Annotated in this window: 18 protein-coding genes; 13 read left to right on the top strand and 5 right to left on the bottom strand. The window is 48.7% G+C overall.

Annotated elements, in window-relative coordinates; genetic code table 11:
• Positions 1-83: 83 nt before the first annotated feature.
• Entirely contained in the window at positions 84-311 is a 228-nt protein-coding gene (locus H6F50_RS09160) for a hypothetical protein (RefSeq protein ID WP_242028956.1), read from the bottom strand.
• A 276-nt stretch (positions 312-587) separates the two neighbouring features.
• Positions 588-782 (bottom strand): hypothetical protein, encoded by a 195-nt coding sequence (locus H6F50_RS09155; protein WP_190428451.1) that lies wholly within the window; start codon positions 780-782, stop codon positions 588-590.
• 221 nt (positions 783-1,003) lie between these two features.
• Here H6F50_RS09155 and H6F50_RS09150 point away from each other — a divergent pair, with 221 nt between their 5' ends.
• From H6F50_RS09150 to H6F50_RS09115, 8 genes are all read left to right on the top strand, one after another.
• Positions 1,004-2,011 carry a ParM/StbA family protein gene (locus tag H6F50_RS09150; RefSeq protein WP_190428450.1) on the top strand — a complete coding sequence of 336 codons (1,008 nt, stop codon included), beginning with the start codon at positions 1,004-1,006 and terminating at the stop codon, positions 2,009-2,011.
• 4 nt (positions 2,012-2,015) lie between these two features.
• Positions 2,016-2,264, top strand: coding sequence for a hypothetical protein (locus H6F50_RS09145; protein ID WP_190428449.1), 249 nt, complete (start codon positions 2,016-2,018; stop codon positions 2,262-2,264).
• 52 nt (positions 2,265-2,316) lie between these two features.
• Entirely contained in the window at positions 2,317-2,775 is a 459-nt protein-coding gene (locus tag H6F50_RS09140; RefSeq protein ID WP_190428448.1) for a hypothetical protein, read from the top strand.
• A gap of 86 nt (positions 2,776-2,861) precedes the next feature.
• Complete coding sequence (locus tag H6F50_RS09135; protein ID WP_190428447.1) at positions 2,862-3,695, top strand: hypothetical protein; 834 nt, start codon at positions 2,862-2,864, stop codon at positions 3,693-3,695.
• A 2-nt stretch (positions 3,696-3,697) separates the two neighbouring features.
• Positions 3,698-4,126 carry a hypothetical protein gene (locus H6F50_RS09130; RefSeq protein ID WP_190428446.1) on the top strand — a complete coding sequence of 143 codons (429 nt, stop codon included), beginning with the start codon at positions 3,698-3,700 and terminating at the stop codon, positions 4,124-4,126.
• 5 nt (positions 4,127-4,131) lie between these two features.
• A complete protein-coding gene (locus H6F50_RS09125; RefSeq protein ID WP_190428445.1) occupies positions 4,132-4,716 on the top strand; it encodes a hypothetical protein in 585 nt (194 codons plus the stop codon).
• A gap of 68 nt (positions 4,717-4,784) precedes the next feature.
• Complete coding sequence (locus H6F50_RS09120; protein WP_190428444.1) at positions 4,785-6,227, top strand: hypothetical protein; 1,443 nt, start codon at positions 4,785-4,787, stop codon at positions 6,225-6,227.
• A 186-nt stretch (positions 6,228-6,413) separates the two neighbouring features.
• Positions 6,414-6,653, top strand: coding sequence for a hypothetical protein (locus H6F50_RS09115; RefSeq protein ID WP_190428443.1), 240 nt, complete (start codon positions 6,414-6,416; stop codon positions 6,651-6,653).
• A 148-nt stretch (positions 6,654-6,801) separates the two neighbouring features.
• Here the strand turns inward: H6F50_RS09115 and H6F50_RS09110 are convergent, their stop codons facing one another.
• Positions 6,802-7,203 carry a DUF2511 domain-containing protein gene (locus H6F50_RS09110; RefSeq protein WP_190428442.1) on the bottom strand — a complete coding sequence of 134 codons (402 nt, stop codon included), beginning with the start codon at positions 7,201-7,203 and terminating at the stop codon, positions 6,802-6,804.
• Positions 7,204-7,431: 228 nt separating this feature from the next.
• On the opposite strand from H6F50_RS09110, the gene H6F50_RS09105 reads away from it, so the two are divergent.
• Both H6F50_RS09105 and H6F50_RS26440 read left to right on the top strand, forming a co-directional pair.
• Complete coding sequence (locus H6F50_RS09105; RefSeq protein WP_199292057.1) at positions 7,432-7,818, top strand: SH3 domain-containing protein; 387 nt, start codon at positions 7,432-7,434, stop codon at positions 7,816-7,818.
• Positions 7,819-8,107: 289 nt separating this feature from the next.
• The gene (locus H6F50_RS26440; RefSeq protein WP_199292056.1) at positions 8,108-8,746 is read left to right on the top strand and encodes a DVUA0089 family protein; all 639 of its coding nucleotides are present in this window, start codon (positions 8,108-8,110) and stop codon (positions 8,744-8,746) included.
• A gap of 179 nt (positions 8,747-8,925) precedes the next feature.
• Here H6F50_RS26440 and H6F50_RS09095 read toward each other — a convergent pair whose 3' ends face one another.
• Both H6F50_RS09095 and H6F50_RS09090 read right to left on the bottom strand, forming a co-directional pair.
• The gene (locus H6F50_RS09095; protein WP_190428441.1) at positions 8,926-9,576 is read right to left on the bottom strand and encodes a hypothetical protein; all 651 of its coding nucleotides are present in this window, start codon (positions 9,574-9,576) and stop codon (positions 8,926-8,928) included.
• 29 nt (positions 9,577-9,605) lie between these two features.
• Positions 9,606-9,839, bottom strand: coding sequence for a hypothetical protein (locus tag H6F50_RS09090; protein WP_190428440.1), 234 nt, complete (start codon positions 9,837-9,839; stop codon positions 9,606-9,608).
• 327 nt (positions 9,840-10,166) lie between these two features.
• Here H6F50_RS09090 and H6F50_RS09085 point away from each other — a divergent pair, with 327 nt between their 5' ends.
• The 3 genes from H6F50_RS09085 (at position 10,167) to H6F50_RS09075 (ending at position 12,405) form a co-directional block, all read left to right on the top strand.
• A complete protein-coding gene (locus tag H6F50_RS09085) occupies positions 10,167-10,562 on the top strand; it encodes a hypothetical protein (protein WP_190428439.1) in 396 nt (131 codons plus the stop codon).
• 115 nt (positions 10,563-10,677) lie between these two features.
• Complete coding sequence (locus H6F50_RS09080) at positions 10,678-11,748, top strand: hypothetical protein (RefSeq protein ID WP_190428438.1); 1,071 nt, start codon at positions 10,678-10,680, stop codon at positions 11,746-11,748.
• A gap of 72 nt (positions 11,749-11,820) precedes the next feature.
• Entirely contained in the window at positions 11,821-12,405 is a 585-nt protein-coding gene (locus H6F50_RS09075; protein WP_190428437.1) for a hypothetical protein, read from the top strand.
• Positions 12,406-12,531: the final 126 nt, after the last annotated feature.

Below are 12,531 nucleotides of genomic sequence, written 5' to 3'. Positions count from 1 at the left end.
GATAAGATTTTCACCTATATCAATCTGAAAGTTCAGCTATTGTTAGCTGGCTTAGTTATGTACGGACTGAGTACCGTGATTCACTAGGCAACGAATCGCACCTTCTCAAAAACCTGAATGGCTGGCTCGTTCAACACAAAGCCCTGCCCTGTAGCCTCGCCCATCTTCCCAGCGATCGCGGCAACCCACATGGGGTAGTCGGTTTGTGCTTGTTCTAGCTTCTTAAAAACTTTGGGCTTTACAGTTACGCTAACAATCTGCCCGTCGCAATCAATCTCGAAAGACTTCCAACCGTTCTCAACGGTCCTCACGTCGGCTGGGAACTCCGAAATCTTTATGGTTAATTCAAGCTTCCCCTGAGTCGCCATAAATAGTGATAGCTCCTATATAAATGTGATGCGTATACTCTAGTCGCCAGTCCTTTGAGGCGCGGTCGCCTTCCATTGTTGCTCCTTGCAAAGGGCGGGAATAGAGCCAATTGTTATGTCATTTGCCACTAGATAGCCTTCCGTCACTGCCCTATCCCTGCCTTGTGGGTGAACAATATCCCTGCGATCACTCACCCTCATCAGTGTGATCGCTCCCCATCATTCTCCTTTACCAGCTGCTTTCATTTGTTCAAGCCTCTCCTTTATCAGCACTCTGATTTTTGCTGATAGGGGTAGCTCTGCCCATGCCGCGTCGTTTCGACACGTTTCAATTTCTTCTCTAAGGTCGCCGACATCAATTGAAATACGGTCTTTTTGCGCCACAACAGAATCTAAAATTTGGTCTTCTTTCATATCTTATTCTTTACGTGTTTCAGGAATCCCTTAAGAAGCTAATAGAAGCTATTTGCATCTTTTAGCTTCTTATGTGCTATCGTAGCAGACATAGACGCGATACGGCACTGAAGGCACCTGGTACGGTCGCAAGCGCCCAACGCCCTTACAGCCCGAACAAAAGCGCCTTAAACGCCCAACACGCAAAGCTTTTAACTCATTCGCACAAGGAACTAAGCACAATGCTCATAGCCTCGGAGAAGCCGTTTAACGGTTTCGGGCATCCACCTAACGTCTTTTTAAGGAAGCGAGTCCCCTTGGATGGTGGCAACCGCTTCATCAAGTATTTCGATCCGCTCGGTCGGGTGAAAATTTTGCCCTCAGTTATCAAAGAATTGGAGTCTTGGGAGGACGCTGAACCTGATGAAAAATCAGTTGTTATTGCTGTCGATGGACGCCGTTATGTTATCGGTCAATTAGCAGCAGAACTAGGAGGAAAGCCAGTTTTTGAAAGTGATAAATGCGAACTTGCTTGGCTCTTAGCACTGGCGGCAATTGAACCGAATCCAGGACAAAACCAAGTCCTAATTGAAGTCATGCCGGTAGCGCTGCCAGATAGCCGAAACAAGCAAGCGATCGCTGCCATTAAGAAAGTCGAGGGCGTGAAAGATTTTACTCGCAACGGTGTCGATATTGTCGCCACTATTCGCCAGGTTGAGCCGTGCGATGAAACCCGACCTGCTTACAAATTCGCCAAAGCTAAAGGACTATTTCGAGCGCCAAACAAGGTTAACGGCATCCTCGATTTAGGCGGTGGAACTGGTATCGGTCGGCTCTATGCTCCCAACGGGACAATGATTCGTACGGCTGACAGTGTGCTACCGGGGACACACCAGTTAGCACAGAAAATCGCAGGGGCGCTGTTACCGCAACTGGGTTATTCACCGGAACTGCGACTGATTATGGATGCGATCGCTGATGGCTCTTTCCTCTACGGCACCACCGAAGTCAGCTTTGAGCCAATCTTCCAGAAGTGCCGCGAGCAGTGGATTGGGGAGATTCGCAGCAAGCTAAAGGTAGCCTGGACAACGCAGCTTTCTGACTTGGGAGAAGTGCTGATTATTGGCGGCTCTGCATCCTTAGCACAGCCTTTAGTTGAGGCAACCAAGGGACGGTTTAAAATTGCCAGTCACCCCAGCGTCCCTAATTTCGCTCAGCTAATTAGCCTCTACGGGATGGCGCAGGAGTAACTCAATGGCATCACAAATCCGTGTAGTTCTTTCTCCGGAAGTTAAGCCAATCGCTGACGAAATTAAGGAAGTTACTTGTTGCGGCTCGACCAGCGAAGTTATCAGCTTGTTATTGAGTCGCTACGGCAAACATTTTATTGCTTGGTGGCAATCTAATCCTCACCAAGTTGAGCTGTCAGCGCTGGCAGTTCCAGTCGATAACTTCGCAATCCCGCAGCCAGAAATCGACTTGTCAAGTCCGATTGACTTGTAGCGTATCGGTCATCAGAAGTGCATCTTATAACCACCACAAACAGGTTAAAAAGATGCAACACGCAAGCAACATTCCACAACCAAAATATGGATTGGGTACTGAAGTTTTAGTTCGTTTTGATGACTCAATTTCTCACATCCCACACATCAGCCGACGAACAGTTGTGGGCTTCTTACTGAATCCGGATCTGGACCATTTGCAAGGCACTGGCTGGGTGTATCTCGTAGAGTATCGTGAGCCGAATGACAGCTCTTTTCAAGGCCTTGCACCTGAAAAGGACCTGAGCCTGCCCGTACCTGAAGATCAAGTCCCAGACTGTCTAGAAATGATCCTCACTGAACTTGAACGCATTAATGCTAGTGGCGACACATGGGGGAAGAATTCGCAATGCGAGCTTCTCCATCGCATAGATGACATTCAAGCTGACGTAACGAGCATTTTGAAGGTTCTACGCCCGAAAGGTAGTGTGCAATCGTCCGAAAGTCCTGCTACCTCACCCGACCAAAACTAAAAATTTTTGTCAGTCACCAGCGGCAAAGTTTTGCCGGCCAAGCCGCTGGCACTGGCTCCCCAATCAACAAGGAGACATTTTCAATCATGACAGACTTTGAAGTGGGATTCCCATCCGGGCAGTACCTCGCACATTGCATCGACCTAGACACGGCAATGGCACTGGAAGAATCTTTCCACCGAGGCAGCGACCCACAGCCAATTATCGATCGCATCGCAGACCCAGGAGTTCGGGCAGCGGCACAGCGCATCACCACCAACCTTGGCGATCATCCGGGGAGGGGGCAACGAAACTCAGCCGACTCGATCAACTGGGGTTATGTTACGGAGTGCATTCGCCGCTACAACCAGCAGCCCAGTGATGACCTGCTTTATCGCATCGGCACGCACACCGACAGTCTGACGCCAGAAGACCAAAACCTAATTCAGCACCACCAGCACGGCAATCTCAGCCCAGAACAACGCTTCCGCATCCTGAACTGGATTGCCTGCCAAGGTTTTGAAATTGAAGGTGATTTGGCGCTACTCATCTTTGGACGAGAACAACTAACCGAGTGGTTAGAGCGATCGCTTGAAGCCTACCCAAGCTTTGAGTTTTTTCTAGCGTTTGAATTCCTGCAAAAAGAACAATCGGGTGTGGATGCAGGTATATGTTTCACGATGCACTGGACACCTCTCCCAGGCGCACCAGAGCCAAGTGTTGAGTGTGATTTCCCCTGGAAGCTCGACTGGGAACCGGGTGATTTGTTTTGGTCTGACTGGATGACAGGTCACAACCAGTTTGATTTCTGCCTAGACTGCTATCCCAACCAGGGCAATTTCGCTACCCCAGGCTCGTTTTGCCAACAAGGTGATCGCTACACAACCCTCACCGATGAGGAATCAGATTTGATGTCGGTGGCAGCAGTTTTGGGAGTCTGAAGATGAAGCTAAAAACTTCTCATATTCTCCTAGCATCTGCCGCCTTAATCCTTCTTTCCAATGGCGAACGTGTGAGAGGTTCCCTTGAGAAAAGCGAATCAATCAGGCAGGAACAGTCCAGCTTCAACGACTACATTCGGCAGAACCGAACCAAGGCACGGATGGCTGAGAAGCTGTCTAAGGTTGCCCTCGATAGATACCGCAACAACTGCATTTTAGTAAGGACAGCGAAGACGACTAGAGAGGATTATTTCAGTGAAGGAACCAGGGTAATGAATCCCCGCTTATCGCAAACTTTGCGCCCTGGAGCCTTTATCTGCAACAGCCTTGGTGACACTGCCATTGTCAGCGACAACGGGACAATCACTGACATTGCACGTATCACGATGACAGACCAAGAAGAATTTAAACAACTACTAAGTCAGAGGTAAACGAGATGGCTAGATATTCACAAACTGGGGGAGGTCAAGCACCTCAATCAACTTATTCATACAGTGGAGGGGTACCCAGAAACCCCAACAAGTTTCATATCAATGCACGGCTCATCGCTAAGATTTTAGTTTGGGGAACGATTGGGTTTGTTGGGCTTTTAAATGTACAACCGTGGATTGAACTTGCACGACACATCAGCAAGGAATTAACTAATATTCCTTTCCTCGACTCTTTAGTAAGAGTCCCCTTTCTTGGTGGATGGATTGAATGGGGGTTCGCAAATATCATCCCTTTCATGGCAATTGTGATGTGGGGAATGTGCCAGTTGAAAGAGATACTACCTTCCCTGGTGGAAAATCCGACAGATGAAGCGTATCGGAATCGCTGGATCGCCTACGGATTTGAAGCGATTATTTGTTTCTTACGATTCCCCCCCTATGAAGGCGGCGTACAAGCAATAGTGGAAGACGCTCCTAACTGGGATAGTAGTTTGATTCTGTGGTGGACTTTGGTATTGTTCTTAGTCACCATGTTCAGCTTTGAAATGGTGTTCAACCTCCGCAAGAACATTCAAGCTAACTTCCGGTAATCCCGTTTAATTCATGCGGTATCAGCCCCCAAAAACTTTGCTGGGGGCTTTATTTTTAGGAGGATGAAATGCAAGAGAACAAGCTAGCTCAAATTGCAAATGATATCCAGTTTGAAAATGATTTTGGACAAGAGCCGCTAGGACTGGGCCGCATCACGAAAGACCAGGGGGTGATTGCTGTCTGTTCTCTGGCAGCGGCGTTCGTCGGCAGTGCGATCGCAGGCGTGCCCCTGGCGTTGGTCGTGATTGCCGTTGGTTTGAATGACATCGGCGCTGTGAATCGGTTGAGGAGAGGTAGTCCTAAACCAGTAAAAGAAGAGGAGTCGGAAGCAATCGATGTCCCAGCAAGGACAATTGAACGCCCAGGTCTGCCGATGACTGAGCAGAACGGTCAGCCCGCCGATTCAATGCCGCTGGTAAATCCTGAAAGCGATCGCCCTCAAGTACCAAATGGCATGTCCTCAAACGCTCAACCTATTCAACCAGTTCCTGCGATTCGCCCTCCGCAGACTAAAGAGGAACTGCTTAAAGCCCTACGTCAGCAGTGCCCAGCCTTTCTCAGTCTGGTTAAGTCCCATCCAATCCGCTGCGTCGGTGTCCAGCGTTCAGGTAAAACGACATTGGTAAAGAAGCTGGCATTGTTGCGACTGGTTCTGCTGCCCAATCATTGGGCGATCGCTTCCACGCCACATCACGAACCAACAAACTCCTATCCTGCTGCCTTCCAGATTGTAGGCATCAGTAACGGTAAGCGAGATTACCCAGCTATCAGAAAAGAGTGGGCCGGATTAGCGCAGCGCGTAGAAGCCGGGGATGTCAATTCAATCACGACAATCTGGGACGAGTTCGGGTTGATGGACAGAGTTGTAGAAGAAGAGGTTCTTACTGCTGTCTTGACCTCATGCCTGCGCGAAACAATGAAATTTGGTGAGTACCCGGTGTTCATCGTTCATGGTGAAACTCAGGCATTCTTACCAGGCAGCAAAGGACTCGTAACTGTTTTTCTTGAAGGCACCGTGCGAGTCGAGGCGGTAGGAGAAAAGACCATTGGTGCCGATGGGCTGGAGACTATCCAACCTACGGGTAAATTCCGGATTCAATGGCTAGATGGCACTAGGGAGGAAGGAAAAATCCCTGACTGGCTAACCGAAGAATTGTTGATGGGGATGCTACCTCAATCAATGCCGACGACGATACAGCAGCCAGTAACGGCACCCCAAGCCATTACCGAGGAGACGCCAGAATTAGAAGCTGTCGCACCCACTGAAACAACTACTGAGCTAAAGCTTTCAGACGGACTGAAAGAACCACTTAAAAGCATTTGGTTATTCGCGAAAGAGAAGGATGATTGGGTAACTGTTCGTGAAATTCAACGCAAAAATTTCGGGTGTTTGAAAGGGAAAGGTAGCGAACAAATTCATCAATACTTAGGGCTGCTAGCAGACATGGGGTATGGGCAAATTGATGAGGAAGACAAGGCTCACTCCTCTGTCGCGTTCCTGTCTAACTAGCTGTCGCGTAGCTTGTCATGTACGACGCGACAAGCATGACAAGCCACTCGACAACCTTACGCGACAACTACGCGACAGATTTACAAGGGCAACGCGACAACCCTACGCGACAAGTCCACCAGACCCGGTACAGACGGCAATTAAACAGTCTTGAAAGTAACTCGAAGGTAATAAGGTAAACAAGCCATGACACAACCCAAACCCAAACGAGCGCTTAAGGGTGCTGCCCTTCAAGGTCATCTGAAAAAAGAGTTCAAATCTCTGGAAGACTTCCACGCCGAAACCTTAAGGGTAGAAGCAGAAGTAAGACTCGCAAGACGGCGCATAAACCCGCTCTATCGTTCAGCCCGGTGCTTAGGCTGGGGTGTATTCATGGCGTCGTTGATCGGAAGTATCGCGCTGTTTGTTCAGCCCGTGACAGCTTAAGGCTGCTTTGGTGTTGGGCTTTGCGCTGGGAGCTAGTGGATCGGCATTGGAGCGCAGGGAGTAGAATCCCACTCGTTCGAGTCATTGAAAAGCCCCTGCAATTGTGTGGGGGCTTCTTCGTTGGTATTGGGCGATCGCTGACTTGTTGCTACGTTCCAGCTTTAGCTTCACAAATTTTCAAACCCTTTTTCATCAATTCACCTGGTATACCCACCTTGCCGCCAACGTCCGCAGTTTGGTCGCGCCAGATTTGGGCTAAATCCTTGTACTCTCCTCCCAGCTTCGCTTTCTCTCGTGCTGTTCCGTTGATTGCATAAACATCCTCACCAACTCGCAGCACTACATCAGCACGAGAAACGCAGTCCATTATTCCCTCTGGTACGGTGAAAGGCCAGCGCTCTCCGTACTCCGCTTGCGTCACTTTGCCATCCCCGTTAGGTGTTGGTTGAGCTACCGGAGAGGGTTCGGGTAGCTCAACAGACTTATTCACAAAATAGGCGGCGAAGGCAGCAGCGGTGGCGAGGACGAAGTAGATCGGCTTTGGTTTCATGGCGATGAGGGGGGTAAAATGCCCTCAACTTAGCACTCGGATATTATTCCTCCCCAGCTTGCAACAAACTGTTTTGCAAGGATGGTCAGGATGTAGTTGTTGATTCAGCAGCGATCGCACATCCCACAGGTTAATTTCCTGGAAAGAGCTTGAGTTCTATTGGAGTAAAACATAACCGGAGATTGGACAATCTGCCGAAAGTCTTAAATTAGTTAGTTTGAGGAAAATATGAGAATCGTTAAGAGTGCTTTAGTCAAGACTCAAGTAGTTGCTTTCACTGGGCTTGTAGCTACTTTGATACTGTCAGCAGCACCGGCTTCTGCACAGTCAAAAATTCCTCAAAGTGAAATGTCTTATTGCGCGGCAACGCTAACTGGTAAAACCCCAAGGACGCGGGTTAATTTGCGTACCGGCCCTGGCACAAACTTTAAGCAGCAAGGTTATGGACTTGTGGGCGATCGCGTTCACATATTACGAACCTCCGGTGGTACCCCTCAAGATTTAGCAGTCGCCGAGGATCGCCAAGGTTCTTCTTGGTACAGGGTTGGTTTTCCTAAAAGTGGCGCTCGTGGCTGGGTTCGCCAAGACTTCATATCTCCTGAATGCTTTAACTAACCCGAATCTTGCGTCAAAGCACTCCCCACTTTTTTGAACGACGGGTTCCCTCTGCTTGTCCCAATGGATACATAAAATAAAAAGCCCCTGCTAGAAAACCGTGGGGGCTTTTTTATTGGTTATTAGCTGGTGGGGCGATCGCTATCCCAAGCACTAATTAATCCTTCTTCTTCCATCTGCCAGTAGTGTGCAATTTTGTGTGAAGTTTTTTAACCAGTAATCAGAGGTTTGCATAAATTCCAATTTTTTGAGCCGAGTAATAAGCAGAAGTTCACCAGTGAGAGAAAATATGATTATTGCTTCTTTATTCAAGAAATTGTCAATAGCGGCTACATTCTCAACTTTTATCGCCTTGGGGATAGGAGAAGTAGCACAAGCAGCTACCCTTGTAAAAGGCAGTATTACTAAGCCGGACATACAAACTACCACTGTTGATTTTTATAATTTTACTGTTAATACAGCAGGCATAGTAACAATAGATGTTTTAGCGTACGGTTTTAACTTTGGAAACGGACCTTCGGAACTGGATTCTCAACTTTATCTTTTTAGCAATAATGGTTCGCTCGACACGAGTGATTTTATTGCTAGCAATGATGATAATCCTTACGGTTTCTCAGACGGTAGTACGAGTTCGCTTGATTCCTATTTATCACTATTTTTAGATACAGGAAATTACAAGCTAGCAATTTCAGATTACTTGTTCACCGTTGATGAGGTTATTGCCGGGATTCAAACAGATTTTAATGTGTTATATGGGAACGGAGATTACCAAACAACCTTTACTGGTGATATAACACTAGCTGGAGATGAAAATCCGACCAGTGTTCCCGAACCTGCTTCTGCATTAGGTTTATTGGCTTTTGGTACTCTAGGTGCTGGTTCACTACTGAAGCGTAAACAGCAACAAAAAGGTACAGTCAAGGCATAAGTAAACATACTTTTGAAGTTTATTCATTTCCTTTGAAACTTTGTTTTTAGAAGCCCTTAGCAGCGAGTAGCTAGGGGCTTTTATGCTATTGCTCTCTATATTCGGACGGCAAGACCTTAGCAGAATTCCCTCAACCTAGCACTCGGATCTTATTCCTCCCCGGCTTGCAACAAACTGTCTTATAAGGATGTAGTTGTTAATTCAGCAGCGACTTCTGCCTTTCTTGTCCACGTCTTCTTGCACTTCTTGCACTCCCATCTTTGTGAGTAACTGTCTGCTTCACCTGGTTTACCCGGCTTGAGGACAAGCTTTGTGTTAACTCCAATTTTTTCGCATTCGCCGCATTGAACACAACAAGGTTTGTCCAACATTGAGGTTATAACATCCTTGTTTGGAATTTCGACGGGGTTGCGCGGCTTTTTAGCTGTTTTTGTTTTTATGACTTCCTGAGGAGAAGCTGTAGCAGGAAAGGCGATCGCTTCACTTAACTTTTCAACCTCGACATCACCCCCTACAGCTACGTCAGTAATAGCGCTCGGTATAGTTTCCTCTGGTATTGGCGAGGCGATCGCTTCTAGTTCTTGCCTGAGTGCTGCATTCTCAGTTCCCAGGCGTTCCAACTCCACCTCATTACTTACGCTTTCAGTTTTTAGATTGGAAAGGTTGAGGTTAACTGCATCGAGCGTGTGCCGGACATTTTCCCTTTCTGTCTCGACATCAACTAATTCTTTCTTGACCGCTTCGAGCTGACCCCCTAATTCCTGATTGTGCTTCTCCAGCTCCTGGATTTTGGCGTTCAGATCACCTTCAACTGCTGTCTGCGCTTCCACTTGCTGCCTGAGAGATTCGTTCTCGGTTCTCAGGCGGCTAACTCCCCCAAGCTTTCTAAATGGCTAGCTTGCTGGCTAGCCAACTGCTCTATCCTCTCCTCTAGCATGGTTATACTGGCTAGCCTTTCCTCTAAATTGGCTAGCCGCTGCTTTACGTCGTTATCAGGGATGATCGCTACATTACCTGCGCTTAAAATCTCAACTGGTATAGCCAAAGGCTCGCCCAAAGCTAGCCGAATTGAATTCTCAAGGAACTGAGTCATTGTGATACCTCGCTCCTTACAATGCCCCTCAAATCTCTCTGCTAGTGCATCTGGGAGCCGAAAATTAACTTGCTTTGACTTCCTACGGTTTTCAGTCATTGGCTTTCTCCTGCCTATACACTGGCTAAGTCTAGCAGTTTTATAGCCTTATCACTAGCCATAAGCTATACAAGTAACTTTGATGAAATAGCCTAAGAAATGGCTATACGTTTAGCTATAAAATGGCTTGCCATAAGTATAGCCATAAGCTATATTGTATGTAGACAGAGATGAGGCAACCACTACACGCCAAACCCTGAAACCCACGCCACAAAAAGGAAAAAGACAATGTTCAACGCCATCAAAAACATCACACTCGGCATCGGTTACGGACTGTACTTGACCGCACTCGCACCCAAGAGCCAACGGAACGCAGCACTGGCAAAGGCACGCACTCTACAAGCTGTGCCCCAGGTAGAGGAGAAGGCAGAAGAAGTAAATGCTCCCCAACCCATCCACACCGAACAAGCCGCGCCCCAAACAGAAACAGAAGTAGAAGCGCCCAAACTCACAGCCAGCGAACAGCCGAAAGCAGAAATCGACCTCAACGCCCTCGACTCGACAACACTCCGCAAGCTCTGCGCTCAGTACGGCATCGTGTGGAGGAATGTCCGAGGGCAGGGGAAGCACCTTACAAAAGCCGCGATGGTATTTCAGCTTGAACGACTAGCCGCAGCCGCTTAGACCACAGCGACCTGGAGGAAGTCCCAAAAAGCCTCGCCAAATCAAAAAGGCGATTGCCCTCCTGGAAAGACAGCAATCGCCCATTCGTTAACCCCGTTATGGAGTCCGTATCCTCATGTTATTTCAAAGTGACATCTCAGCACTAGAGTCTGAAATTGCCAAATTTGAATCAATCATCGCCACTCGTCGCGCCCGCATCGAACAACTTAGCAACGCCGAAACTGTTGCTGACAGTGCGATTCAGTCGCTACAGGATGCCGTTGCTAAGTTTCAAGAGTTGGCACCGGACGCGATCGCTACCCTGAAGTCCGCCGTCCTGGGATTGTTCGGCGGCAACGACAACAGCAGCAACGATGACCCAGCTCCCGAACCAGACCCAATGCCCACCGATGAACCAGCCGATAAGGAGGGAGAAGAGGATGCTAGTGACACCTTGTCACTAGCATCTGACAAAGAAGCCATCCCATCTGGTAGCCTCATCCAAATCGAAAATCCGCATACAGGGGAAAAAGTCTCGTGGGTCACTCCAGCCACAGAGTCAAGCGGTCGCCCCTACGTTGCCCTCGTGGAAATCAACTCAACAATCAGTTATCAGCAGAAGCACAGTGGCGAGATTGTCTGTAGCTACCTGGGCTGTGCTACCAACCAACTCGCTAAGCGCTGGGCTGAAGCTTTGGAACTCTGGGGGTATCGCGTTGAAGTCAGGAAAGCAAAGCGCATCACCGGCGGCAGGTGGGAAATTAAATTCTGGGGCGCTGACCTCAACCGACTTAATCAACTTGCGGAATCTCACCCCGGATTCAGCTCCGGTGTACCCGCCCCAAAGTCGCCTTCGCTGGAGTTGGTCCCAAGTATCCCCGCAACCTCCAGCGAGAACTCGACAAAATGCGACGCTACAACGCCAGCCTTGGAATCGGCTGAAGCTCAAATGGAATTTGTCTTCACCGAAACCCCAGACTCATGCAGCCTGACTCCTGAATTTCTGGTCTACACGGGCGATCGAGAGTTCCTGGGGAAGGTGCGGGAATCGTTGACGCTTAAAGGCTGGCTGCACAAACACGCAAATCATAACCAGCCGTTCCCGACTCGTGAAGCGGCGGCGGCAGACCTGTACCGGCGGAAGATGGCAGAGAAGGAAGTCCACGACGCCAGCAACGCTCGAATCTTGGCAGCGCACGGCTTCTAGTCTGATGGGGTGGGCGCAACTCACCCCTGCCTATTACCTATTACCCATTACCTATTACCTATAGCTGACCTAATGAACATTGAACAAGCACTCAAAACGCTGGAACTGGCTACCCCGTTCACATTGCACGAATTGAAAGCCGCCTACCGCCAAGCAGTAAAGCGCACCCATCCTGACCTCGGCGGAACCAGCGCGGCATTCGTTCAAGTTGATGCAGCCTACGACTTCCTGCAACAACGGGCAACCGACGATAAGACCCAGATGGGTAGCGATTGCTGGGCAGAATACTACAAAGAACGCCTACCCCAGTGGGAGAAAAACTTTAGGCAGCAGTGGCGGAAGGCATACAAACAAAACCTGGGGCTTGCCTACTTCACCACGATCGAGCGTTTCGCCCGTGCCTACATCCGCCCAAAACGTGAATGGTTTCTGGGAGCGTTATTCCCGACGCCATCGTTACAGCAGAAAGAAAAGTACAGGTTACACCTGCTAGCGATCGCTCCGAATCGCCAGTTCGCCGAAGTCTGGGCACTCAAGTATTACCGGCTGGAATTTGGCGAGGATAGCCCCTGGATCTTCTACTTGTCCGGAAGCGTAGCGCACGCCAGGGAAGGCGAACGGATTCTCTCTGAAAACTCTGTGAAAACTCTCAAATAAACCTGTAACGGGTATAAAGCTCTTAAGTCCAAAGGTTTTTATACCCAGTCACAGTCGCCTACGAATAGAGATCGCTTTCTCTATTTAGAGCGGAATCTTAAACCTGTAACGGGTATAATTTATGCA

The sequence above is a fragment of the Coleofasciculus sp. FACHB-712 genome (assembly GCF_014695635.1).
Taxonomy (GTDB): Bacteria; Cyanobacteriota; Cyanobacteriia; order Cyanobacteriales; family FACHB-T130; genus FACHB-T130.
Note: the sequence above shows the minus strand (reverse complement) of the source record. Positions and strands in the feature narration are given on the sequence as shown.

Coding starts and splice junctions, on each gene's coding strand:
- H6F50_RS09155 (WP_190428451.1), bottom strand. CDS start 782: ATGAAAGAAGACCAAATTTTAGATTCTGTTGTGGCGCAAAAAGACCGT.
- H6F50_RS09150 (WP_190428450.1), top strand. CDS start 1,004: ATGCTCATAGCCTCGGAGAAGCCGTTTAACGGTTTCGGGCATCCACCT.
- H6F50_RS09145 (WP_190428449.1), top strand. CDS start 2,016: ATGGCATCACAAATCCGTGTAGTTCTTTCTCCGGAAGTTAAGCCAATC.
- H6F50_RS09140 (WP_190428448.1), top strand. CDS start 2,317: ATGCAACACGCAAGCAACATTCCACAACCAAAATATGGATTGGGTACT.
- H6F50_RS09135 (WP_190428447.1), top strand. CDS start 2,862: ATGACAGACTTTGAAGTGGGATTCCCATCCGGGCAGTACCTCGCACAT.
- H6F50_RS09130 (WP_190428446.1), top strand. CDS start 3,698: ATGAAGCTAAAAACTTCTCATATTCTCCTAGCATCTGCCGCCTTAATC.
- H6F50_RS09125 (WP_190428445.1), top strand. CDS start 4,132: ATGGCTAGATATTCACAAACTGGGGGAGGTCAAGCACCTCAATCAACT.
- H6F50_RS09120 (WP_190428444.1), top strand. CDS start 4,785: ATGCAAGAGAACAAGCTAGCTCAAATTGCAAATGATATCCAGTTTGAA.
- H6F50_RS09115 (WP_190428443.1), top strand. CDS start 6,414: ATGACACAACCCAAACCCAAACGAGCGCTTAAGGGTGCTGCCCTTCAA.
- H6F50_RS09110 (WP_190428442.1), bottom strand. CDS start 7,203: ATGAAACCAAAGCCGATCTACTTCGTCCTCGCCACCGCTGCTGCCTTC.
- H6F50_RS09105 (WP_199292057.1), top strand. CDS start 7,432: ATGAGAATCGTTAAGAGTGCTTTAGTCAAGACTCAAGTAGTTGCTTTC.
- H6F50_RS26440 (WP_199292056.1), top strand. CDS start 8,108: ATGATTATTGCTTCTTTATTCAAGAAATTGTCAATAGCGGCTACATTC.
- H6F50_RS09090 (WP_190428440.1), bottom strand. CDS start 9,839: ATGACTCAGTTCCTTGAGAATTCAATTCGGCTAGCTTTGGGCGAGCCT.
- H6F50_RS09085 (WP_190428439.1), top strand. CDS start 10,167: ATGTTCAACGCCATCAAAAACATCACACTCGGCATCGGTTACGGACTG.
- H6F50_RS09080 (WP_190428438.1), top strand. CDS start 10,678: ATGTTATTTCAAAGTGACATCTCAGCACTAGAGTCTGAAATTGCCAAA.
- H6F50_RS09075 (WP_190428437.1), top strand. CDS start 11,821: ATGAACATTGAACAAGCACTCAAAACGCTGGAACTGGCTACCCCGTTC.